This is a genomic window from Hymenobacter rubidus (genome assembly GCF_016734815.1).
Classification (GTDB): domain Bacteria; phylum Bacteroidota; class Bacteroidia; order Cytophagales; family Hymenobacteraceae; genus Hymenobacter; species Hymenobacter rubidus.
Genome location: NZ_JAERQF010000041.1, coordinates 23,158 through 45,454, shown reverse-complemented (window position 1 = coordinate 45,454; position 22,297 = coordinate 23,158). Strand labels below are relative to the sequence as shown.

Below are 22,297 nucleotides of genomic sequence, written 5' to 3'. Positions count from 1 at the left end.
ACCTCGAGTAGGTGCTCAGCCCTACGCTCGTGCCCGGCTAAGTGGTCGTGCTCGACAACCTGCGCGTGCACAAGGCCCCGCGGGCGGCCAGCAGTGGCCGCCCGCGGGGCGGCAACCCGTCTGCTGTTTTTGCCGCCCTATTCGCCTGCTTTTACGCCCGTCGAACTGGCTTTTAGTAAGCTCAAAAGGCCAAGACCCGCACCCGTGACGCGTTGGCTGACGCCCTGCGAGCAGCCCTCGACTGGATAACCGAAACCGACGCGAAAAATTGGTTTGCGCATTGTGGATATCATCTACACTGACCTCGAATCTGCTCTAAAATGTCCAGTTCTTGCTCGGCCCGTTTGAGGCAGGCGCGCAGAGCCCGTACCTCCGGTTTACGGGCTACTTACTGCCCACTTCGGCCACGAGTTGGGACTGTTGCCAGTGGTAGCGCAGCTTGGGACTGATGGCCAACAGCCGCGCCGCTGTTCGTGTACCCACAATGCTTACCGTAGAATTACGCTAAAAACGCGGCCCAGGTATTAAATGGTAGCAAGGTTGCAACCCAGAAATGCACACTTTCCCGTGCAAAAAGTTGCTTCAAGGTTGCTAAGGCTTAAAATCAGCTATTATGTAGATGGATACGAATATGTTAGCAAGTAAAACGTTGCCATTAGTCTGTTGCATGCAATGTATAGAGCGAACCATGCCAAAATGCCTCTCTTCTGTATTGGTGAAGTCCGATGCTCCTGCTTGGTATTGGGAAAACACCGGGACGATGCTCGACAATTTACCTAACCGATGGGAACAACGGCGTAGAGGCCTTGGGACTTCGACGAGTTTGCCGGTAAATTGTGTCAAAGCAGAGAACACCTCCGCAATTCTCTATCTTTAGCAATACTTTATCCTTCGCTGCATGCGGCTTTAGATTTTGATGAATTCCAGAAAGTCGTGGAAACGGCGCAACAAGCTAACACGGTCAAAGCCGATTGAAAGGTGCAGGTAGCCTCGGTATGCACAGACCTTGCACTGGTACTTGGCCCGCCCGCCGCTGCTGCCGTTCTTGCGCACTTGGTCGCTGGCGCAACGCCCACATAACTGCGTCGTGATTATCATAACTGCTCTACGTTAATCACACCTAGTTAGACCACTGCCTAAAAGTTATTATTTTGATGACAATTTGATAATAATTAGAGATTCCATTTTCCTGCACGAGGCGCATCTAGATACAATTAGAGCGAATTCAGATTATATACAGTTACTCTGGTTTGCGCCGTTTATGAAAGCCTAGAGCGATTTCATAGTCAGTGTACGTGGTAACCACAGTGGCCAAACCAGTTTTGGGCATCCTCGGCCGTTACCCAGGCCAGGGCCGCTTGCAAGGCAGCTGTCAGGGCCTCGCGGGTGCGGGCGGCGGCGGTACGCAGGTGGGTTTTGAGTTTGCTGAAGGCCAGTTCGATGGGTGTAAAATCCGGCGAGTAGGGCGGCAGAAACAGGAGCCGGGCGCCGCGTGCTTCCACCCGTTCGGCCAGGCCGGCCGCCTTGTGGACCCGCAAGTTGTCCAATACAACCACGTCGCCCGGCTGCAAGCCCGGCCCGAGCACCTGCTCCACGTACACGGTGAAACTGGCCGTGTTGACGGCCCCGTCCAGTTCCATCACCGCCTCCACGCCCTGGGCCGAGAGGGCGGCCACCACCGTCACGTTGGGCCCGTTGTGCAGCGGCACGGCCGCGTCCGCCCGCCGCCCGCCCAGGGCACGGCCGTACCGGCGGGTGTAGGTCAGGTTGATACTCGTCTCGTCCACGAACTTGAAGCGGGTCACGTCTTCGTTCTGCAGGGCTTCGAGAAAGTCCCGGCGCAGGTCCTTCACGCGTTCGGTGTCGCGCTCGGCGGCGTGCAGACTCTTTTTTTACGCCGCAAGTCCAGCGCTTGCAGCGTCTGCCACAACACGGTTGGCCCCACGGCGGGGCTGCCGGTGGCCACCAGTTGCTGGCGCAGTTCGGCCAGCGTTGCGTCGGGCTGGGCCGCCACGCAGGCCGCCAAGCGGTGGCGGTCGACCTCCTGCAGACGGGGCGCGGGGCCACCGCGGTGGGGCAGGGCGGCCACCGAGCCGCTGATGCGCTGGCGTTGGAGCAACTTCTCCACAAACGAGGTGGAAACGGCAAAGCGGCTGGCCACCTGGCCAATCGTAAACTGCCCAGTGGCGTAAGCAGTCGCTACGCGCTGGCGCAAATCATTCGAATAGGTTTGCATAGCGCAAGCTACCTTTAAAACCCGTACACTCACTCCGAATTCGCTGTAAGCTGAGCATTTGAGAACAGCTACTGTTGAGTACTAAACCCAGCAGGATAACGTGCTCATCTACCTCGACCTTCTCTCTTGACCCTGTTGTGGCTACGGCTCCGGAGGCTAGCGGCAACGGGCGATTTATTCGACGGTTAAGCGCTGCATGGCCGTCCCGTGGGCGCTGTGCCACACGACGACGTAGAGCCCAGGCGTCAGGTCGGTCAGCGACCACTGCACCGGCGGGGCGCCCGAACGCATGGCTTGGGCCCGCACCCGCCGGCCCAGCGCGTCGCGCAGTTCCAGCCCGCCCGCGCCACTGCCCGCGGGCACGTCCACCGTCACCGCGTCGTGGGCCGGATTGGGGTAGAGGGCAAAGGCCACGGATGCCCTCCCCGGCCGGGGAGCCAGCGGCAGCGCCGGCGTGACGACGCGCGGCAGGCCCGGCACCCGCAGCCGCGCCACGTAGATGCCGCCCACCTGCGCGGTGCCGGCTACCTGCGAACTGCCGACCACCAAAAGCGTCGAATCGGCGGCCACCGCCAACAGGTGCGCGGGGTGGAGTTGAAGCGTGCTGTAGGCCGAGACGAACGGATAAATAGCCAGCAGGGCCCCGGTGGTGGCGTTGAGGCGGTAAAGCCAGAACGTACGGCCGGGGTATTGCAGCCGCACCAAGGCCACCAGCGTGCCATCGGCCAACTCGCGGACCTGCGTCACCTCGCGAATGTCGGCGGCGCTGCTGCCGGTGATGGGCAGTTGGTAGCGCCATAGCACGTTAAAGGCCGCGTCGACGCGCGTCAACTGCCCGGTTTGGGTACTGGACGCGTTGACCATGGAAGGCAATACATACCCCCCTTGGCGCAGCGCAATCGCGTCCAAGGGCTGATTATTGAGCCGAACGGCTTGGTCATACGTCACGCCCGGGGCCCAGGGCAGGCTGACACCACGCAGTGAGTCGCCCCGGCCCGGTTCTATCTCCAGCAACTTGTAGTGGCTGGCCGGATTCGTGTTCGTGCCGGTCATGCCTGCGAGCAGCACCGTGCCGGTTGGCGTGTACACCAGGTTGACCCCTTCGTTGGGCGCGGTAAACCCGTAGTTGTGGCGCCAGCGTTGGACGCCCGTGCTGTCGAAGCGCAGCACGGCCGGGGCCCGGGGGGCGCCCAGGGCGGAGGAGACGCTGTAGTTCAGGGCGTACACGCCGCCATCTGTAGCGGGCAGCAGGTAGGTGGGAAATTCCCGGGGGGTGCGCCCTACTAGGGATACTTTCTGCCGCACGCGGCCGGACGAGTTCAGGTGCCACAACCGGACGCCGACCGTATTGGCCACGAGCGTGTCGTAGGTCAGCAGCCAGAGGCCCCGCGCGTCGGCCTGCACGGCCGAGACGGCGTAGGCCGGCACCGAGTGCGGCAGGCGGCGTTGCCAGAGCGTGTCGCAGCCGGTGGCGCGCAGCCGGGCCACGAAGGTGTGGGTGGCCAGGGCGGTGCTGGTGCTGCCCGCGGGACGCGCCGCCCCGCTGATGACAAACTCGCCGTTGGGCGCGGCACACGCCGTCGGGGCAGGCACGTCTAAGCCCGGGGCCGTGAGCAGCCGCTCGCAGACAATTTGCTGGGCGTGGCCCGCAACGCCCGCGGCGGCCAGCAGCAGGCCGGTGATGAAAGGGCGATAGAAAGCATTCATTCTCATTTCAACTCAATGTGCAACCGCCAGGCGCTGGGTAGCCAGGCACCGGCCATTGCTAACCACGGCTACCTGATACAAGCCGGCAGCTAAGTGACCAACAGGGAGTTGGATTTCCCCGGATGCGCCCGACAAGGGTACCTGCTGTACCGTTTGGCCCAAGGTGTTGCGTACTTCTAAATATAGCAAGCCATTGCCAACCACTGAGGAGTAGCTAATGTGGACTTGTTCACCCGCCGGATTGGGGAATATATCTCCCAATACAGTAGATACGTGGACTGAGGTATTGGTACGTCCAGCCAGCGGACGAGCAGCTTCTTGCGTAGGAAAACGGCAGGGACAGGAGGGCTCATAACGCCGGGCTAACGGGCACGCTACGCGTGCCGAAGTGGTACCCGAGCCAGCCACTTTCCGCAGCGCAGCCACGTCTACTTGGCCAAGAGAGGCTGATGTACTCGCCCGGTGGGCGACAATCGTTGAGAGACGCACCATGTTTTCCGTTTCTGCATCGCCGGGATAGCGGGCAAGCAAAGCCACCCGCATGCGTTGAGCATCGGTTTCACGGTGAGCCATTTGGTAATAATGCAATAACCAGCTGCTAAGTGCCGTATGTGCCTGATTAACCGTGGTGGGCATTCGGCCTAGGTATTCCTCGAAGTCTGTAAATTTCCCCTGTTCAATGGTGGCTGCGATGAGGGTATGCACTAATACTTTCTGTCGTATCGCAGAAGTAGCACTCAAGCGTAAACTATCGAGGGCGTTTTGCAACTCCAGGGCACTAACTGTCGCCTTGGCCGGAGTATTGACGATTCCAGGGTCGGCCTTGGGTTCCTTGAGCAAAAAGGAGACAGTTGCCATAGAAAAAGGGAGGGTTCGTTTCCACTCCGAAGGTAAACCAATTATGTCCCCCGGGGGACAGTTCGGGGGACAAAATCGCCGATTCCCCCCGCCTTTGTCCGACACCGTCCGACAGGCGCCTGCCCCCAGAAACCGCACTCCGCGTTTTTGGCCGAATATTTCGAGAAAAATCGGTCGAAAGAAGTCGGGAGGGGCAAGTCCCTCGCTCTCTACAAGCAAAAAGCCCGTTTCTGGTTTGGAAACGGGCTTTTTGCTTTATAATGGTGTGCGCAGCAATGAGCGCAGCAATGAGCGCAGTCGAAGCAGGACGGGCCTTTAATCTCTGGCCTCAGTACAAATGACGTTGTTTAGGCAGTCGGTTCCGCTCGGTCCGACGGCGTAGGCGTCCGACCGGCTGCCTCCCGAACGAGGCGCCAACGACCGTTGACCGACGACCGGTCCGACGCCGTAGGCGTCCGACCGGCAGGCGAGACCCTTCCCAAACAGCTTCAATGTTTCTCCAAGTACTGCCAGCCCCAGTGCAACAGGGCCGCACTGCCCCAGATGGCCAGTCCCAACACGACTGTCAACCCGAGCAAAAGGCTCAGGATTAGCCAGCGGCCGCTGCCTTGGTGCCGGCCCTCGGCGTAGTGGCGGCGCAGCAGGGCCACGTTGCGCTCGTTGCTTTTGTAGGCAAAGTCGAACAGGTTGCCCACCACTGGAATGCCGCCAATGACGGTATCAATCAGAATGTTGAGGCCCATGCGTACCACCACCGCGCCGCTGGCTCCGTGGCGCAGCATGGTCAGCAGCAGGGCAATGGATACGGCCGTGGTGGAAAGGTCGCCCACGATGGGCACCAGGCCCAGCAGCGGGTCGAGGCCAAAGCGGAAGCGCGTGCCGGGCAGTTGGAACTGGCTGTCCATAAGCCGGGCCACGCGCTCGACCCAGCGCAGTCGCTCATCGGCCTCAAAAGAGGGAACAGGAGGGTAAGGCATGGGCGAAGGATGCAATGGCCGTGAAAAGACGCCGGAAAGGTAGCTGGCGGCGGGCGATGAACAACTGTAGGACAGCCCAAGCGCTGCGCTCAGGCAGCGGCAAAGGCGGTTATTGCCTATTTTAGCCCGATGACGCCTTTTCTCCAACTTGGGCTGGTGCTGGTGCTGCTCGGTTTGGGCATGGGGTACGCTGCCCGCGCCGGCAAGCTAACCGTGGCCGGGGTCTGGACGGGAGGCGTGCTGGGCCTGCTCATCTATTTGGGCGCCGGGTTCACGGGCCTGGGGCTGTTGGCGCTGTTTTTCGGCCTGGGGTCGGCGGCTTCCTCCTGGCGGGTTGCGGATAAGCGCCGGCTGGGTTTGGCCGAAGAAAACCAAGGCCGCCGCACCGCCGGGCAGGTGCTGGCCAATGCCGGTGTGGCGGGCGCTCTGGGGCTATTGAGCTGGCAATTTCCGGCCTTCGCTCCCCTGGGCCGGCTCATGCTGGCGGGCAGCTTTGCCGCGGCCACCGCCGATACGCTGGCTTCGGAGCTGGGCAACGTGTATGGCCGCCGCTACTACAACATCCTCACCGGGCGCCCCGACACCCGCGGCGAAAACGGCGTGGTGAGCCTGGAAGGCACCCTGCTGGGCCTAGCGGGCAGTGCGCTGGTGGCCCTGGCCTATGGCGCGGGGCATGGCTGGGGGCCCGCATGCTGGGGGCTGCCCGTAGCCGGCACCGCAGGCAACCTGGCCGACTCGCTCCTGGGGGCCACGCTGGAGCGGCGGGGCTACGTGGGCAACAACGTGGTGAACCTGCTCAACACACTCGTCGGGGCCCTGGTGGCGGGTGGCTTTGGCTGGGGGGCGTGAGCCCGATGCGTTATCAAATCAATGGGTTGGCTATCTTTGGCCGTCTCATTTAATAACACCCCATGGCTCTCAACTTTGATGAATTTCAAAAAATCGTAGAAACGGCTCAGCAGGCCGATGCGGTTAAAGCGGATTTGAAACGCGCCCTGCGCAAGGTGACCACCACGCTGGGCGCCTTGCAGGCGGCCCTCGGCGAGATGGAAGCGGTGCTTTCGGAAACGTACGTGGCGGCTCCCAAAGTGCGCAAGCCCCGCCAGCCGCGCGTTCTGAAAGAAGGGGAGGAGCCCACCGGCAAAAAGCCGGGCCGACCAAAAAAGACGGCATAGCTGGCCCAGCAAGCGGTTTCGCTGGCTACAGCCAAGCCCCTTCGCAGCCTTGAAGTGCCCGATTGAGGTGCCGTAGCACGAGGAATTGCCGTGCTCCCGTGTAGCCCAAGCAGCGCCGTTGCCGGAAGTCGGTTTTGCTTCCAGCAACGGCGCTGTTTGTAGATGGGCAAGCCGGGTAGCTTCGTTTCAAACCAGCCAGCAAAGCGCGGGACTGGAAAGATGGCCTTCGGCGAGGAGGGCATTGCTGGTGGCGTCAGCGGGAGGCAACACCGCGGGCAAAGTTGCCGAAAGGAGCTGGCTTGGCCGTGCTGCTGGATAGCAGCTTGCCCATTGCGGGCTGCCGAGGAGAAAAATGCGCAATAGCGAGCAACAGCAAGCCTCCGACGGCCAGCACGAGAAAGCAAAAGCCCAGGACTTTGGTAAGCAACAAAGACAGGTTGTCAATCATGACGAAGACGGGTTGGTGTGGGATGGTGCCTCTAGGTAGCATGCGATTCATGAAGAAGCCATTAAGGAAAAATAAATATTCGGGCACTGATTATTCAGATGGTCCTGACGCCGGCTGCCGTGCCGTTGAGGAGCCGAAAACGCTGCCCTCTTTGCTGCTCCGCTGTTAATGGCTGATGGGGCCGCGTGCACCCCACCGCCGGGCTGCGCGAGGCGCCGTTCGCTGCTTCATTTATTGCCCCGATTATGGCCCAACTGTATGCCCTGCCCGATGAGCGGCTGCTGACCATTGCCCCCGGCGAAACCATTTTGGCGGCCACGCTGCGCCAGGGCATCGACCACGTGCACGCCTGCGGCGGGCAGGCCAAGTGCTCCACCTGCCGCATCCACGTGCTGGACGGCCTGGTCAATTGTTCGCCCCGCAACGCCAGCGAGCTGGCCCTGACCACCCGCCTGCACCTGCCCGAGCCCGTGCGCCTGGCCTGCCAAACCACGGTGACCGGCAGCGGCACCGTACGATTTGCGCGGCCGGTGCTCGACCGGCTCGATATGGAACTGGCCGCGCAGGACCTGCAGCACCCCGACCAGCAGCTGGGCCAGCTGAAACAGGTGGCGGTGCTATTCTCGGATATTGCCGACTACACCGTGCTGGCCGACCAACTGCCGCCCTACGACGTAGTGCACGTCCTCAACCGCTACTTTGGGGTGATGAGCGAGGTAGTGGCCGCGCACCACGGCTACATCAGCGACTTTATTGGCGATGGGCTGATGGTGGTGTTTGGCCTGTCGCACCCAGCCACGGCCGTGACCGATGCGCTGGCCGCCGGCCGGGCCATGTTTCGGGCCGTGGCGCAGCTCAATCCTTACCTGCAGCAGATGTACCGCTGCGCCTTTCACATCCGCATTGGCCTGCACTACGGCGAGGCGGTGGTGGGCCACATCGGAGGCAACGGCTTTCGCAAGCTCGCCACCATTGGCGATACCGTGAACGTGGCCTCCCGGATTGAAAGCGCCAACAAAGAGTACGGGACCACTTTTCTGGTGTCGGAAGCGGTGGTGGCTGCGGCGGGCCCGGCGTTGGCCGTGCGCCAGGGTTTTTTAGCCCCGCTAAAAGGCAAACTGGGCATGCACCGTTTATATGAAGTAGACCTGGCCGTGGAGCCAGACAAGGTCGAATAATTGCATGACGGGTTTCTAAAAACAAAAAAAGCCTACCGCATTGCGGTAGGCTTTTTCGTTAACAGGAGGAATTACGCATCGTAGGATGATTTCCCCGCTACTTTATTCCCGCACAATGCGGCGCACTTCCACGCTGCCGCTGGCGGTGCGGGCTTGCAGCAAGTACATGCCGGCGGGCAGGGCGCCAAGGTTCAGCGTCTGCTTCTGGTTGAGGGCGTTGCCCGACACCGTGCCTTCAAATACCCGCTGGCCCAAGGCGTTAACCACGCTCAGAGTTACGGTTTCGTGGTAGCCGCTTAGCGCCAAGGTTAGCTGGCCGTCGCGGGTTGGGTTGGGGTAGAGTTCGAGGGTCGTGCCGGCCTGCGCCGAGCGGGAGGCCGTTACCGTCACCGTGGTCGGGGCCGAGGCCGTCGAAGAGCAGCCGGCAGCGCTGGTCACCACCACGGTATAGATGCCGTTGCGCGTGCCCGAGTTGATGAGGTAGCTCTGGCCCGTGGCGCCGGGTACCAGCACGCCGCCGAGGTAGAACTGGTTGCCGGTGGGCGACGATGAAGTGAGCGTGATGCCCGTAGCCGGTGTGCCCGAAACCGTAATGGTCGGCGTGGCCGGAATCGGGTTCACCGTGAAGGTGCTCGTGCTCGTTACCGGGGCGCAGTTGCCCGTCACCGTGTTGGTGATGGTGTAGGTGCCGGCCGTAGAAGTAGCCAGGCTGATAACGCCGGTGGTGGCGTTAATAGCCAGGCCCGTGGTCGAGCTAAAGGTGCCGGCCGTAGCACCCACGCCGATGGACGGCGCGAACGTGCCCGTGCCACCGGCGCAGGCCGCACCCAGGGCCGGAGTCGGGTAGGCGAAGCTGGCCGTAGGCGCCGCGTTGATGGTGATGCTCTGCGTGCTGCTGGCACCGCAGGTGCCGCTCACGGCATAAGTCACCACGTAGGTGCCGGGCGTGCTGCTGGCCAGCGTGATGGCCCCGGTGCTGGCGTTGATGGTCAGGCCCGTTGTCGAGCTGAACGTGCCGCCGGCCGTGCCCGTGACGGTGGGCGTGGGGTTGGCCGTGCCGCTCACGCAATAGGGCGAGCCGGTGTAGCTGAACGTGGCCGTGGCCAGGGGCGCGATGGTGAACGTAGCCGTAGCTGTTACCGCCGCACAGCCGCCGGTAGCGGCCACGGTGTTGGTTACGGTGTAGGTGCCGGCAACGGCGGTAGCGCCAACCGTTACTACCCCGGTGGTGGCATTCACCGCAAGGCCCGTGGCGGTGGGCAGCGAGAACGTGCCCGCGGTGGCACCCGTGGCCGGGGTTGCCGTGAGGGTGCTGCTGCTGCCGGCGCAGATGGTAGCGCTTGGGTAAGAGAAGCTGGCCGTAGGAGCCGCCGTGATGGTCACCGTCGTAGTAGCCGTCGAGCCGCACTGCGTGGTCGTGGTCGGTACGGTGTTGGTCACGGTGTAAGTGCCGGGCGTCGAAGTCGAGAGCGTGATGGTGCCGGTGGTGGCGTTAATGGTCAGGCCCGTCGTCGACGTGTAGGTGCCGGCCGTGGCGCCCGTGGCCAGTACCACGGCCGGGCTGGCGGTGCCCGATACGCAGTAGCTGGTCGTGGTGCCGTAGCTGAAGGTGGCCGTGGTGGGCGTGCAAGGCGCGAGGGTGACGAGGTAGTCCTCCGTCTCGCCGTTGTAGACCGCGCCACAGGCGCCGCCCGCCGTGAAGATGCCGTAGGAAGCAATGCCCGCGTTGGTACGGATGCGCATCCGGGTAGGGCCGAGCAACACCGAGCTGGAAACTGCCGGGATGGCCAGGGAGATGGTTGCGGTGGTTGCCGAAACCGGCGTCGTGGAACCCGCTACAAATTCGGCGGCATCGAAGGTGCCGTTGTGGTTGAAGTCAATCCAGACGCCGTAGTTGTAGTTGAAGGTGGTGGTGGCGCTGGCCACGCCCAGCGTGAGCGTAGCGGTGGTACCGGGCGTGAGGGTCGTCGTCGTGGTCGGGGTGGGAGCCGAAGCGTACGACGAATAGGAATCGGTCGAGGTGCAGCCCGAGGGGTTGTTAATCGTGCCCAGGTTGACGCTGGTAATGACGCCGTAGTTGCTGCACACGTTGGTGGAAGAGGCCGTGCAGTAGCACTGGTCGAAGGTGTTCTGGCCCACCGAAACGGTGTTGGAGTTCACGGCCGTGCCGCCGTATTGGCAGCCCACCACCAGGCGGTAGTCCGTGGCCACGGTCTGGCTGGCGATGGTGTAGGGGTTGGTGGTGGCCCCCACGATGTCGGCGAAGGCATTGGTGCCGGTGCGGCTCTGCCACTGGTAGGTGTAGCCGCCGAGCGTGAGCGGAATGCTGTTGGTGGAGAGGGTGAACGACGAGTTGGAACAGGCGTTGGTCACATCGGCCGTGGCCACGACCGTGGCGGGCGGGGCCGAGCAGGTGGTCGGCGCGGCAATGGTAACGAAATAATCCTCTGTTTCGCCGTACCAGGTGGTGGTACCCGTCACGCAGGCATCGGTGTTGGCAAAGCTGCCGTTGCGCCAGCGCACCCGCACGCGGGTCTGGCCCAGCAGGGCCGTGGTGGGTACTACCAGGGTCACGGGCAGGGTAATGTCCGTAGCAATGGCGCTGGACGTGCCGAGAAGGATGTATTCGCTGGCATCGAAGGTGCCGCTGTGGTCGTAGTCAATCCACATGCCGCCTTGCGAGCCCACGTTGTTGGCCCGTACTATCACGCTCACGCCGTTCACGTAGGTGGTGCCCTGGGTGAGGGTGGTGGTGGCCGTAGCGGTGGTAGTGAAGTCGCCGTAGCCACCGGTCGAGTTGGCATTGGTGGCGTTCGTGAAGCCGGGAGTGCCGGGGAAGGTCACGCTCTTGATGTACTCGTTGGTGCCCGTGCTCGTCACGGTGCAATAGCAGTTCAGGAACGACGTGGCCACCGAAATCAGGCTGGAGGTGGTCGACTGGCTGCTGGCCGTGCAAGTCACCACCACGCGGTAGTCCGTCGAGGCCGTTTGCGTGGCCACGGTGTAGCTGGGCATTGCCTGGGCCGTGCCCAGGTTGGTGAAGGTGTTGGCGCCGGCCGGGCTGCTCTGCCACTGGTAGGTCAGGCCCGTGGTGCCAGGAGTAATGCCCGTCAGCCCCAAGATGAAGCCCGCAGTGGAGTTGGTGCACACCGACGTGGCGGTGCTGGTGGCCGCCGTCGCCGGCGGCGTGCCCGTGCAGGCCACGGGAGGCGCAATGCTCACCGTGTAGTCCAGGGCTTCGCCATAAACGGTGGTAGCACAGGCGCCGGTGTAGGTATTGATGACCGTGTTGTTGTAGTAGTCCGTGCGGACGCGCATCCGGGTCGGTCCACTCAGCGTGCCCACGGGCGGCGTGATGGTGGCCACGAGGGTGGTCGCCGACGACGAGTAGAGTGGCGAAGTTGCGGCCGTGGTGGTCCGCAGCAGCGTAAACTCGCTCGCGTCGAACGTGCCGTTTTGGTCGTAGTCAATCCAGACCGAAGCGCGGGCGAAGGCCGGTACCGCCACGCTCAGGGTGTAGCTGCCGTTGATGCTGAGCGTAGTCGTGGTGGTGCTGGCCGGATAGATGGCGTAGTAGGCCGACACGTAGCCGGGGGAAGTGCTGGTCAGCAGGCCGGGCGCGTTGGTGAGCGTGCCCGCGTCGCCCGGCAGCGAAACCGACGTAACCGTGGTGTAGGACGTGCTGGTGCTCGAATGCACCGGCACGCAGTAGCAGCTGGTGACGGGGCTCTGCAACACCTGCACCGAAGCCGAGTTGGCGGCCGTGCCGCCAAACAGGCAGGTGACCACGGCGCGGTAATACGTGCTAACCAGCTGGTTGGTGGCCGTGTACGTGCTGCTGGTGGCGCCGCTGATGTTCGTGAACGTGACGTTGTCCGTCGAGGATTGCCATTGGAACGTGTAGCCCGATTGGTTGGCCAGGGCCGGCAGCGAGAGGTAAATGTTGGTGGAGGAGCAGGCCGTGGTCAGGGCCGTGGTGCCGCCAGCGGCGGTAGTAGCGGCGGCCGCGAGGCCGCTGGGCGTCGTCGCACACACGGGGTAGGTGCCGGCCGTCACGGCCAGCAGCACGGTGTTGCCGGCGGCCAGGGGCTTGGTGAAGGTGATGCCGGCAATGTTCTTGGTGACGTTGGCGGCGTCCAGCACCAGCTTCAGCTGGTAGAAGCGGGGGCCAATGGGAGTGCCGGTATACTGCACCGAGTTATCGCCCCGGCTCACACGGCCCAGCTTTTCGCGCACCACGTTGGGTTGGCTGGCCGCAAACCAGTCGGCAATGGTCTGGCTGGGAAACAGCTGCGTGGTGCCGTCCGTGAAGGTCACGGTCAGGTCCAGTACGCTGGCCGCGTTGCCCGAAGTGCCGATGACGTACAGCTCGGCCGCCGGGCTGGGCGTGGCAAACGAGAGCGTGCCCGATGCACCCGCGCCGTACAGGCGCAGCGCGTTATTGGCCGAGTACGAAGCCAGCTGAAAGGTGATGGCGCTGTTGAGGGTGCTGGTAATCAGGCCGCTGGTTTCCAGGGCCGGGTAAGTTGCTGCGGGGTACGTGGTGGTGTTCGGGACCTGGCCGGCCGGGCCCACGTAGTCCTGCGCCATCAGGGTATAGCCGGTGCCGCCGGTGGCCGCCGCCCCGTCAATATCGGCCGTGGTGGTGGCACTCACCGCGCCGGTCCCGTTGGCAATGACGTCGTGCGTGAAACCTGTCAGCGCCACCGGGGTGTAGGTTTGGCCCAGTGAGGTGAAGCCCGTGCCCAAGGCCAGTGCCAGCAGGAGCAGCCTATAGTAAGCTGTAAATGGTTGTTTCATAAAGGGGTGGTTAATGAAGAGGGAAACGTTTTTTGGGTAGCTAAAAGTAAGGTGACGCAAATGGCGGGGCAAATACGGCCGCCCTAAAGAGCCAAGAAACAAGCGCTTCAGCAGACTGGCTGGTGTGGCTTAGGCGTCAAATTTGCGAAGCACAAGCCGATATTAATCTGCTTAAAATGCTGATTATTATAATTTTGATATAAAATTAGTTTTGTCAAGAACTGCTGCGCCGGAATAACGATAATTATTACGATAGAAACCGGGCCCGCTTGGCCAGACCGGTTGCCGCCGACAAGCCCGCCCCGCGTAAAATGAACAATCCGTAAAAGAATCAAGTGGATGCCGCCCGGAAGCGCGGGGCTTACTCGCGCCCGGCCTGGGCATTTGCGGGGCTGATTTGGGTAGCCGGAGCGGGGCGGGCAACAGTGGAGCGCCGTTTGTCGTTGCAAGACCCCGGCCATGCTTCCAGTGTCGGGCTTATTTGCTTAGTAGTAATGCCTCGTTTTTTCATTCTGCTGCTGGCCGTGCTGCTGGCTTTGCCGGGCCGCCCGGCGGCGGCCTACGCCGTGCTCACCCACGAAGCCAACATCGACTCGACCTGGGAGCGCTGCCTGGTGCCGGCCATCCTCAAGCGCTACCCCGATACCACGCCCGCGCAACTCATCGACGCCAAAGCGTATGCCTACGGCGGGGCCATTATCCAGGACATGGGCTACTATCCATTTGGCTCGGTGCTCTTTACCAACCTCACGCACTATGTGCGCTCGGGCGATTTTGTGCACAACTTGCTGCTGGAAGCCCGGGACCGCAACGACTACGCCTTTGCCCTGGGGGCGCTGGCCCATTATTCGGCCGACTTGAATGGGCATTCCGAAGGCACCAACCGGGCCGTGCCCCTCGTGTATCCGGACCTGAAAGCCAAGTACGGCGACGTGGTGACTTACGAGCAGGGCAAGGCGCAGCACGGGCAGTTGGAGTTCTCCTTCGACGTGGTGCAACTGGCCAGCGGCAAGTACCACAGCCAGGACTACCACCAAAAAATCGGGTTCCAGGTGAGCAAGGCGCCGCTGGAACGCGCCTTTCTGAAAACCTACGGCCTGGAGCTGGGCCAGGTGATTGTGAACGTGGACCTGAGCATTGCCAGCTTCCGCTTTGCCGTGAGCCAGCTGATTCCGCAGGCGGCCCGGGCGGCCTGGCACTACAAGCGCAAGGAAATTCTGAAGCTGAGCCCCGGCGCCCGGCGCCGCGACTACATGCAGCGCAACCATCCCCGCGCGTTCCGCAAAGAATATGGCAACGACTACCAGAAGCCCGGCTTCGGGGCCCGCATCATCTCCTACTTCATCCGGGTGCTGCCCAAAATCGGCCCGCTCAAGCCGTTTGCCTTCAAGCTGCCCACGCCCGAGGCGGAAAAGATTTTCCGGGCCAGCTTCCGGAAGGTGATGGCCAGCTACTGCGCCAACATTGCCCGCCAGCCCGCCGACACGGCCGCCAGCCCCCTCACCCTGGCCAATGCCGACTTCGACACCGGCCACCCCACCCGCGCCGGTGAATACGGCCTGGCCGACGAAACCTACGGCGACTGGGTGCGCAAGCTGGCCAAGAAGAAATTTGAAGCCCTGAGCCCCGTGGCCCGCCAAAACATTCTGACTTTTTACGGCACCCAGCCCAAAACCCCGGCTTCGCAGGAGGAAAAAGAGGGCACCAAGCAGAAGGAAACGCAGGAAGCGCTGGCCGAGCTGCGGGCGCTGAAACCATAGGGAAGGAGCAGCAGCGCAAAACAAAAACGGCAGCTGTTCAGGGTTTTGGTGTTGGTCGGGCGGCCGGCTTTTGTGCCGCGTTGCTCCCGCAGCTTCTGCGCACGGGCCCTGCCCGGAAAGCCGGCCTTTTTATTCAGGGAATTGCCTGGTTGTTTAACAGTCGGTCCTGCTAAGCGCAGTCGAAGCATCTCTACCGCAGCAGTAATTCAATCGACTCAACGAAGCGGTAGAGATGCTTCGACTGCGCTCAGCATGACGTTCAAATAAAGGTGTCAGCTATTTCAGCAAATCTGTTTCATCCTTCAACCCCACGCCCGAAAGCTGAAGCCGCAGCGCCTCCCGCAGCAGGAAAAACAGCTTGTCGGCCGCTGCCGGATACACCAGGCCCTCGGGCCGGATATTGGACACGCAGTTGCGCGCCTCATCCGTCAGGCCGGGCCGGGGGGCGTAGGTGAAGTACGCGCCCAGGCTACGGGGCGAGCTCAGGCCCGGCCGCTCGCCAATGAGCACCAGCACCAGCCGGGCCCGCAGCCGCTGGCCAATTTCATCGCCCAATGCCACGCGCGCCTGCTCGGCCAGCACCACCGGCCCCAGCCGAAAGCCGGCCTCACGCAGCTGGGGCAGCAGCAGGCGCAGCAGCGGCACGGCGTGCTCGTTGGTAGCCGTGGCCGAGAGTCCATCGGCCAGCACGATGGCAAGGTCGCAATCGGTAGCCTGCTCGGTAAGTCTATTCCGGAATTCTTCGCTGAGCTGGCGGCCGTAGTCGGGGCGCTGCAAGTATTGCTCGCGGCTGGTGGCCCGGCTATGCACCTGGCATACGGGTAGGTGTAGCGGCTCTAATTCCGCCAGCAAGCGGGCCCCGTCCAAGGTCGAATACACGGCATCGCGGGCGTGGGCGTGGGCCAGCCGGAAGGCCAGCGCCTCGCGCAAGGGCACGCTGGTGCCGGTGCTGCCCAGCGCAATGCGGGCGGCGGTGTAGGCGCGCAGGCCGGACCAGGGGTCAGCAGATGAGTTCATGGACGAGGGCACAAGTAGCCAATAGGAACCAATAGGAAACTGCCCTAGGTGAATTGTTCGATAAGCGCTGCCAGGCTTGGGAACTCTCTCGTCAGCTGGGTTCGCTCGGCCAACTCAAAATCAGCAAAATCGAAGCCAGGCGCCACGGTGCAGCTAACCAGCGAAAAGCCGGCACCGGACTTCACCCGCGCCCCAAACCACGTATGGGCTGGCACGACGGCCTGGGGCAACTCTCCGCGCCCAACGTCGTGGCCCAGCGTAATGGTCGTGAGTTGGCCGTTTTGGAGCAATAATAGTTCCAGCGGCTGGCCTTGATGGAAAAACCACAATTCGTCCGATTGTATCCGGTGAAAATGGGACCGGTTGTCATCCTCCAATAGGTAATAGATGGCGGTGCTCACGCTGCGGCGTGCGCCGCTTTCGACCGTGATGCCGAGGTCGGCCCGGTAGGTTTCACGGTAGTAGCCGCCTTCGGGGTGGGGCTGCAGGCGCAGCTGCTGAATAAGGTCCTGGGCTGTAGTCATGGAGCTGAATATAGACGAGAGTCGAGCAAATGGAGCTTAGGCCCATTTTTTCAACGGCCCCATGCCCATCAGCTGGTGTTGCGCTGCAGGCAGCAGCCGCCCACTTTCCCCAAAAATGCCCTGCTGCCGCAGCCATGCCTCAAACTCCGGCGCGGGGCGCAGGCCCAGGACCTGCCGCAGGTACAGCGCATCGTGAAAGGAGGTAGACTGGTAGTTGAGCATGATGTCGTCGGCCCCCGGAATGCCCATGATGAACGTGCAGCCCGCCACGCCCAGCAGCGTGAGCAGGGTGTCCATGTCGTCCTGGTCGGCTTCGGCGTGGTTGGTGTAGCACACGTCCACGCCCATGGGCAGGCCCAGGAGCTTGCCGCAAAAATGGTCCTCCAAGGCGGCCCGGATGATTTGCTTGCCATCGTAGAGATACTCCGGGCCGATGAAGCCGACCACCGAATTCACCAGCAGCGGCCGGAAGCGGCGGGCCACGGCGTAGGCGCGGGCCTCGCAGGTTTGCTGGTCGAGGCCGTGGTGGGCGTTGGCCGAAAGGGCGCTGCCCTGGCCGGTTTCGAAGTACATCACGTGCTGGCCCACGGTGCCCCGGTTCAGGGCTAGGGTGGCTTCGTTCGCCTCCTGCAACAAACTCAGGCTGATGCCAAAGCTAGCATTGGCCGCCTCCGTGCCGGCAATGGATTGAAACGTCAAATCCACCGGCGCGCCTTGCTCGATGAGCTGCAATGTAGTGGTGACGTGGCTGAGCACGCAGGTCTGGGTCGGAATGGCGTACTGCTCGCGCACGGCGTCCAGCATGTGCAGCAGCTGGCTCACCGCCTTCGGGTTATCGGTGGCGGGGTTGATGCCGAGCACGGCGTCGCCGCTGCCGTAGAGCAGGCCATCGACCAGGCTGGCGGCAATGCCGCGCGCGTCGTCGGTGGGGTGGTTGGGCTGGAGGCGGGTGGCCAGGTGCCCCCGCAAGCCCAGCGTATTGCGGAAGCGGGTGATGACTTCGCAGCGCCGGGCCACGCCAATTAGCTCCTGGTTGCGCATCAGCTTGCTCACGGCCGCTACCATTTCCGGCGTCAGGCCGGGCGCCAACGCTTGCAGGGTCGGGGCATCGGCCGCGTCGGATAGCAGCCAGTCGCGCAGCTCGCCCACCGTGAAGTGGCTGATGGGCGCAAAGGCCGCTGCGTCGTGGGTATCCAGAATCAGGCGCGTCACCTCGTCCTTCTCATACGGCACCAGCGCTTCGTTGAGAAAATTGCGTAACGGCACGTCAGCCAGCGCAAACTGGGCTGCCACTCGCTCCTCATAAGTGGCAGCCGCCACGCCGGCCAGCACATCGCCGGAGCGCAGGGGCGAGGCCCGCGCCAGCAGCGTTTTCAGGTCGTCAAAAACATAAGTTCGGGACGCAATGGTGTGACGGTAGGGCATGACGCTGCGCTCAATGAAGAATGAGTAATGAGGAATGAACAGTAAAACGTCATGCTGAGCGCAGCCGAAGCATCTCTACCGCGCAATGCAACTCAACCGATTGATATAACCGATTGATATACTAGTACACGCGAGATGCTTCGCTTCGCTCTGCATGACGTTCTTTTCTTTGCTGCTTTCGAATAATCAGCAGATACACCCCCAACAACCCAACCAGCCCCGCTAGAAAAACGCCGCTCAGCAGCAGATTATAATACACCAGCGCTGCCAGACTCACCATGCACAGTGCCAGCGCCAGCAGCGGCACCAGCGGGTAGCCCGGCACGGCAAAGGGCCGGGCCAGCTCCGGCTCGCGGCGGCGCAGGGCAAACAGGCTGAGCAGGCTCGTGACGTACATTACCAGCGCGCCCAGCACGGAGAGGATGATGACCTGGTCGGTAGTGCCGGTGAGCAGGGCCAGCACGCCCACCGCACCGCCGGCCACCAGGGCCCAGTGCGGCGTTTGACGCCCGTTGAGGCGGGCCAGAAAAGCCGGCAAATAGCCGGCCCGTGCCAGCGCAAACACCTGCCGCGAGTAGCCGATGATGGTGCCGTGAAACGAGGCCACCAGCCCAAACAAACCAATGCTGGCGAAGAAGCTGGTCCAGCGGCTGCCTTTGCCCAGCACCATGACCAGCGCCTCGGGCAGCGGGTAGTCGAGGCGGCTCAGGCGGCGCCAGTCGCCCACGCCGCCGCTGAGCACCATCACGCCCAGGGCCAGCGCCACCAGCGTGAGCAGCCCGTAGGCATAGCCCTTCGGAATGGTGCGGCGGGGCTCGGCCACTTCCTCCGCCACCATGGCCACGCCCTCAATGGCCAGGTAAAACCAGATGGCAAAGGGCAGCGCCGCAAACACGCCCGGCGCGCTCACCGGCACCGGGTGGGCCAGGAAATTATCAATCCGAAAGCGCGGCGCCACCAGCCCCATAAACAGCAGCAGCTCGGCCACGGCCAGCAGCGTGACCACCAACGAAAAGTTGGCCGATTCCTTGATGCCCAGCAGGTTAATCAGCGTGAAAATCACGTAGCAGCCCAGCGCCGTGTAAAGCACCGGCACCACCGGATACAGAAAATGCACGTAGCTGCCCAGCGCAAACGCAATGGCCGGCGGCGCAAACAGAAACTCTACCAGCGTGGCGTAGCCGGCCACAAACCCGCCAATGGGCCCGAAGGCCCGGTGCGCATACGCAAACGGCCCGCCCGCCTGCGGAATGGCCGTGGTGAGCTCCGTGAAGCTGAAAACGAACGCGACGTAGAGCACCGTGACCACCAGCGTGGCCACCAGAAACCCCACCGGGCCGGCCACTGCCCAGCCGTAGTTCCAGCCAAAGTATTCGCCCGAAATCACCAGTCCCACGGCAATGGCCCAGAGGTGCAGCGGCGTCAGCGTTTTTTTCAGGCTGGAGGGAGCGGCGGGCGTCGTCATGCGGGCGGAAGTGCTTGAGCGCTCAATATAAACCGTGGAACGCTGGAACTGCTAAGCCCGCCGTCCGGACCTTATTGATTTTCTATGCTTTGGACCTATATTGAGTGCTTTATAGGTTTTTCTGCGGCTTCGGGGTCCGGCCGGCAGTTTCTGCCTGAGACTGCGCGTACCAAAATCACCCTATTCTGTCATGCTGCGCTTGCCGAAGCATGACGAGCAAATACTTTTCCTGCACGCTCTTAAACCCGTGGAGGCTTGATACGTCTACCAATTCAGTGCTCAACGAACTCATTTTCTTACCATAACCCCCAACACCCATGAAAGCATCCCTACCCAAGCAGCTGGCGCTGGCGCTCCTGCTGATGGCCTCGGCGGCCGGCCCCACCATGGCCCGCGGCGGCCACCCCATGCACGGCGGCCGGCCCCAGAACGCCGAAGTGCAAGCCTATTACCAGGCCAACGTGCTGCCCGTGCTGCTACAGCAGCGCCAGAAGCTGGAGCTCCAGCTCTCCGCCGAAGACCGCGCCCAGCTAGCCACCTACCGCGCCCAGCTCCGTACCCTGAAAGAACAAGGCGAGACCCTGCGCCGCAGCATTCACCCCGGTGGCGGAGAACCCCAGGCTGGCTTCCGCCCCGAGCTGACCGAGGCACAGCACGAACAGCTGCACCAGCTGCGTAGCCAAACCCGCACCATCATGATGAGCGTGGGCCAAATGGCTCAGAAATACCACGACGCCCTCGCGCAGCTGGCCCAGGAAACACAACCTCAGAAAGAAAAATGGTCGGCCGACGTGCAGGCCATTGTGGCGAAAAGTATCAGCCAGGAGCAGCCGCACCCGGTGGAAATGGCCGGCCGTATGCCCATGCACGGCCCCGACCACGGCCCCATGCATGCCTTTCGCGGCCAGGAGGCCATGCCGCGCTTCTTCCGGGCCACCTCGTTTTTGCTACTGGAACCAACCGCTCCCGCCAGCACCCCCGAGCACAGCCTCAGCAGCACCAGCTTCTACCCAAACCCCGTGACGGCCACCAGCCAATTCGAGTACGAGCTGAAAGCGGCCGGTCCGGTCACCGTTGACTTGCTGGACAAAGACGGCAACAAGCTCCGCACGCTGGTTGCGGAAGCCAACGCCGACAAAGGCACCCACACTCAGCAATTGATTCTGAACGACTTGCCTGCCGGCACCTACTACTACAAGGTGACCACCAAAGGCGATTCCCAGACCAAGCGTTTTGTGAAAGAGTAGGACGCTGCGCTTAATGAGGAATGAGGAATGAGGAATGAAGAATTATCTCATCGGTAATTCCTCATTCGTCATTCTTCATTAAGCCGCAGGCGTTACCCCCGCACCAGTTCGCCGCTGAGGCGGCGCAGGGCAATTTCGGCCTGCTTGGCCGAGTACCGGATGTCCAGCAGGCGGGTTTCGGCGTCCAGCTCATTGCGCTGGGCTTCGCGCAGGGCCAGGGGCGTGAGCAGGCCCAGGCGGTAGCGCTCCAGGGCAATGGCCACGTTCTGGCGGGCCAGCTGAATGTTGGTTTCTTCGAGGTCGAGCAGCTGGATGTAGTTCTGGTACTGGGCAAAGGCTGTGGCGGCGTCGGCGTCGAGTTGCAGGTCGGTTTGGGCCAGGGTCAGCTGGCTTTGCTCTTCCGCCACGCGGGCGTTTTGCTCCTGGCGGCGCAGGTTGAACCCGTTGAAGATGGGCACCGAAGCCGTAACCCCGTAGTTCAGCCCCTGCACCTGGTTGACGCTGGACGTGAGCGTAGTGCCCGCAAACGCCGCGTTGTTGATGTTGCGCGTGAGGCCATAGCCCGAAACCAGGCCCACCTGCGGAAAGCGCGAGGCCCGGATGAGGCGTCGGTCGTAGGTTGCCACGTCCACGCCCAGCCGGGCCTGGGCCAGGCGCGGGTTATTGGCCTTGATGCCCGCCGTGATGGTTTCCTGGTTGAGGTCGCGCGTCACGGTGAGGCTGTCGGAGGGCGCAAAATCGGTGCGCGGGGTGCGGCCCAGCAGGTTGTTGAGGGTGATTTTGGCAGCCGTCAGGGCCTGCTGCTGTTGCAGGAGCAGGCTGCGGTCGGCATTGTAGTCCACGCGGGCCGTGAGGACTTCCACCTTGGCGCTCACGCCCACGTCGACCTGCGCTTGGGTGAGGTCGATGCGGGCCTGGCCAATTTTGAGGGCCTCTTCCAGCGAGGTGATTTTGCCGGCCTGGCGCACCACGTCGTAGTAAGCATTGGTCACGGTTTCCACGGTTTCTTCCACCGTTGCGCGCGTGATTTGCTGCTGCTGCTGGCGCAGGGTTTTCAGCCGGTCGTAGGCGATGAACATGCCAAACCCGTCGAAAATCGTCCAGCCCAGCGTCACGTTGGTATTAAAAGCGTTGGAGCTGGCCCCGTTCACAATGCGCGGGTCAGCCTCGCCGAAGCGCTGGTTGATGTTGTTGTTGTTGAAGGTGCGGGTGAGGTTGCCGGTGAGGCTGGGCAGCTGGCCGGCGTTGCCGCGGGTCACGTTATTCTGCGCAATCTGCTCATCCTGGCGCGAAAGCAGGATGCCGTAATTGTGCTGCAACGCTTCGGCAATGGCCTGCTGGAGCGAGAGAGGCGGGGCCGACGGCACCGAAGCCGGCCGCGCCAACTGGTTGGGCCGCGCCTTCGGAATCTGCTGCGCCAAGCTGGCGAAGGGCAGGAGGGAAAGGAAAAGAAGCGTTGGGAGTTTCATGCAAGGAAAAA

The 22,297-nt window shown here is 62.7% G+C and carries 18 protein-coding genes; 5 read left to right on the top strand and 13 right to left on the bottom strand.

Features of this window, described 5'->3' with window-relative positions; genetic code table 11:
- Positions 1-906: 906 nt before the first annotated feature.
- The 6 genes from JKL48_RS23855 to JKL48_RS20215 form a co-directional block, all read right to left on the bottom strand.
- Positions 907-1,098 (bottom strand): transposase-like zinc-binding domain-containing protein, encoded by a 192-nt coding sequence (locus JKL48_RS23855; RefSeq protein ID WP_449555698.1) that lies wholly within the window; start codon positions 1,096-1,098, stop codon positions 907-909.
- A 188-nt stretch (positions 1,099-1,286) separates the two neighbouring features.
- Entirely contained in the window at positions 1,287-1,853 is a 567-nt protein-coding gene (locus JKL48_RS20235; protein WP_201986732.1) for an IS630 family transposase, read from the bottom strand.
- Complete coding sequence (locus JKL48_RS20230) at positions 1,850-2,236, bottom strand: transposase (RefSeq protein WP_201986730.1); 387 nt, start codon at positions 2,234-2,236, stop codon at positions 1,850-1,852. The genes JKL48_RS20235 and JKL48_RS20230 overlap by 4 nt, the downstream gene beginning before the upstream one ends.
- Positions 2,237-2,410: 174 nt before the next feature.
- Positions 2,411-3,943 (bottom strand): T9SS type A sorting domain-containing protein, encoded by a 1,533-nt coding sequence (locus JKL48_RS20225; protein ID WP_201986728.1) that lies wholly within the window; start codon positions 3,941-3,943, stop codon positions 2,411-2,413.
- A gap of 12 nt (positions 3,944-3,955) precedes the next feature.
- Complete coding sequence (locus JKL48_RS20220; RefSeq protein ID WP_201986726.1) at positions 3,956-4,801, bottom strand: T9SS type A sorting domain-containing protein; 846 nt, start codon at positions 4,799-4,801, stop codon at positions 3,956-3,958.
- 488 nt (positions 4,802-5,289) lie between these two features.
- The gene (locus tag JKL48_RS20215; protein WP_201986724.1) at positions 5,290-5,778 is read right to left on the bottom strand and encodes a DUF4112 domain-containing protein; all 489 of its coding nucleotides are present in this window, start codon (positions 5,776-5,778) and stop codon (positions 5,290-5,292) included.
- Between the two features lie 129 nt (positions 5,779-5,907).
- Between JKL48_RS20215 and JKL48_RS20210 the strand changes: the two genes are divergently transcribed.
- Both JKL48_RS20210 and JKL48_RS20205 read left to right on the top strand, forming a co-directional pair.
- On the top strand, positions 5,908-6,627 hold the full coding sequence (locus JKL48_RS20210; protein ID WP_201986722.1) for a DUF92 domain-containing protein: 720 nt from the start codon (positions 5,908-5,910) through the stop codon (positions 6,625-6,627).
- Positions 6,628-6,689: 62 nt separating this feature from the next.
- Complete coding sequence (locus JKL48_RS20205; protein WP_201986720.1) at positions 6,690-6,953, top strand: hypothetical protein; 264 nt, start codon at positions 6,690-6,692, stop codon at positions 6,951-6,953.
- A 253-nt stretch (positions 6,954-7,206) separates the two neighbouring features.
- On the opposite strand, the gene JKL48_RS20200 is transcribed toward JKL48_RS20205, so the two are convergent.
- The gene (locus tag JKL48_RS20200) at positions 7,207-7,488 is read right to left on the bottom strand and encodes a hypothetical protein (protein WP_201986718.1); all 282 of its coding nucleotides are present in this window, start codon (positions 7,486-7,488) and stop codon (positions 7,207-7,209) included.
- A gap of 158 nt (positions 7,489-7,646) precedes the next feature.
- Between JKL48_RS20200 and JKL48_RS20195 the strand changes: the two genes are divergently transcribed.
- Positions 7,647-8,579 carry an adenylate/guanylate cyclase domain-containing protein gene (locus JKL48_RS20195; RefSeq protein WP_201986717.1) on the top strand — a complete coding sequence of 311 codons (933 nt, stop codon included), beginning with the start codon at positions 7,647-7,649 and terminating at the stop codon, positions 8,577-8,579.
- A gap of 102 nt (positions 8,580-8,681) precedes the next feature.
- On the opposite strand, the gene JKL48_RS20190 is transcribed toward JKL48_RS20195, so the two are convergent.
- Positions 8,682-13,379, bottom strand: coding sequence for a beta strand repeat-containing protein (locus JKL48_RS20190; RefSeq protein ID WP_201986714.1), 4,698 nt, complete (start codon positions 13,377-13,379; stop codon positions 8,682-8,684).
- A 494-nt stretch (positions 13,380-13,873) separates the two neighbouring features.
- Between JKL48_RS20190 and JKL48_RS20185 the strand changes: the two genes are divergently transcribed.
- Complete coding sequence (locus JKL48_RS20185; RefSeq protein WP_201986713.1) at positions 13,874-15,139, top strand: zinc dependent phospholipase C family protein; 1,266 nt, start codon at positions 13,874-13,876, stop codon at positions 15,137-15,139.
- 276 nt (positions 15,140-15,415) lie between these two features.
- Here the strand turns inward: JKL48_RS20185 and eutC are convergent, their stop codons facing one another.
- The 4 genes from eutC to eat all read right to left on the bottom strand — a co-directional run bounded on the left by eutC (position 15,416) and on the right by eat (position 19,570).
- On the bottom strand, positions 15,416-16,156 hold the full coding sequence (gene eutC, locus JKL48_RS20180) for an ethanolamine ammonia-lyase subunit EutC (RefSeq protein WP_201986711.1): 741 nt from the start codon (positions 16,154-16,156) through the stop codon (positions 15,416-15,418).
- A 44-nt stretch (positions 16,157-16,200) separates the two neighbouring features.
- Positions 16,201-16,680, bottom strand: coding sequence for a cupin domain-containing protein (locus tag JKL48_RS20175; protein ID WP_201986710.1), 480 nt, complete (start codon positions 16,678-16,680; stop codon positions 16,201-16,203).
- Positions 16,681-16,716: 36 nt separating this feature from the next.
- Positions 16,717-18,105 carry an ethanolamine ammonia-lyase subunit EutB gene (locus JKL48_RS20170; protein WP_201986708.1) on the bottom strand — a complete coding sequence of 463 codons (1,389 nt, stop codon included), beginning with the start codon at positions 18,103-18,105 and terminating at the stop codon, positions 16,717-16,719.
- A gap of 121 nt (positions 18,106-18,226) precedes the next feature.
- A complete protein-coding gene (gene eat / locus JKL48_RS20165) occupies positions 18,227-19,570 on the bottom strand; it encodes an ethanolamine permease (RefSeq protein WP_201986706.1) in 1,344 nt (447 codons plus the stop codon).
- Between the two features lie 317 nt (positions 19,571-19,887).
- On the opposite strand from eat, the gene JKL48_RS20160 reads away from it, so the two are divergent.
- Positions 19,888-20,817: a T9SS type A sorting domain-containing protein gene (locus JKL48_RS20160; RefSeq protein ID WP_201986704.1), complete on the top strand. Its 930-nt coding sequence runs from the start codon at positions 19,888-19,890 to the stop codon at positions 20,815-20,817.
- 92 nt (positions 20,818-20,909) lie between these two features.
- Here JKL48_RS20160 and JKL48_RS20155 read toward each other — a convergent pair whose 3' ends face one another.
- Entirely contained in the window at positions 20,910-22,286 is a 1,377-nt protein-coding gene (locus JKL48_RS20155; RefSeq protein ID WP_201986702.1) for a TolC family protein, read from the bottom strand.
- Positions 22,287-22,297 lie beyond the last annotated feature (11 nt).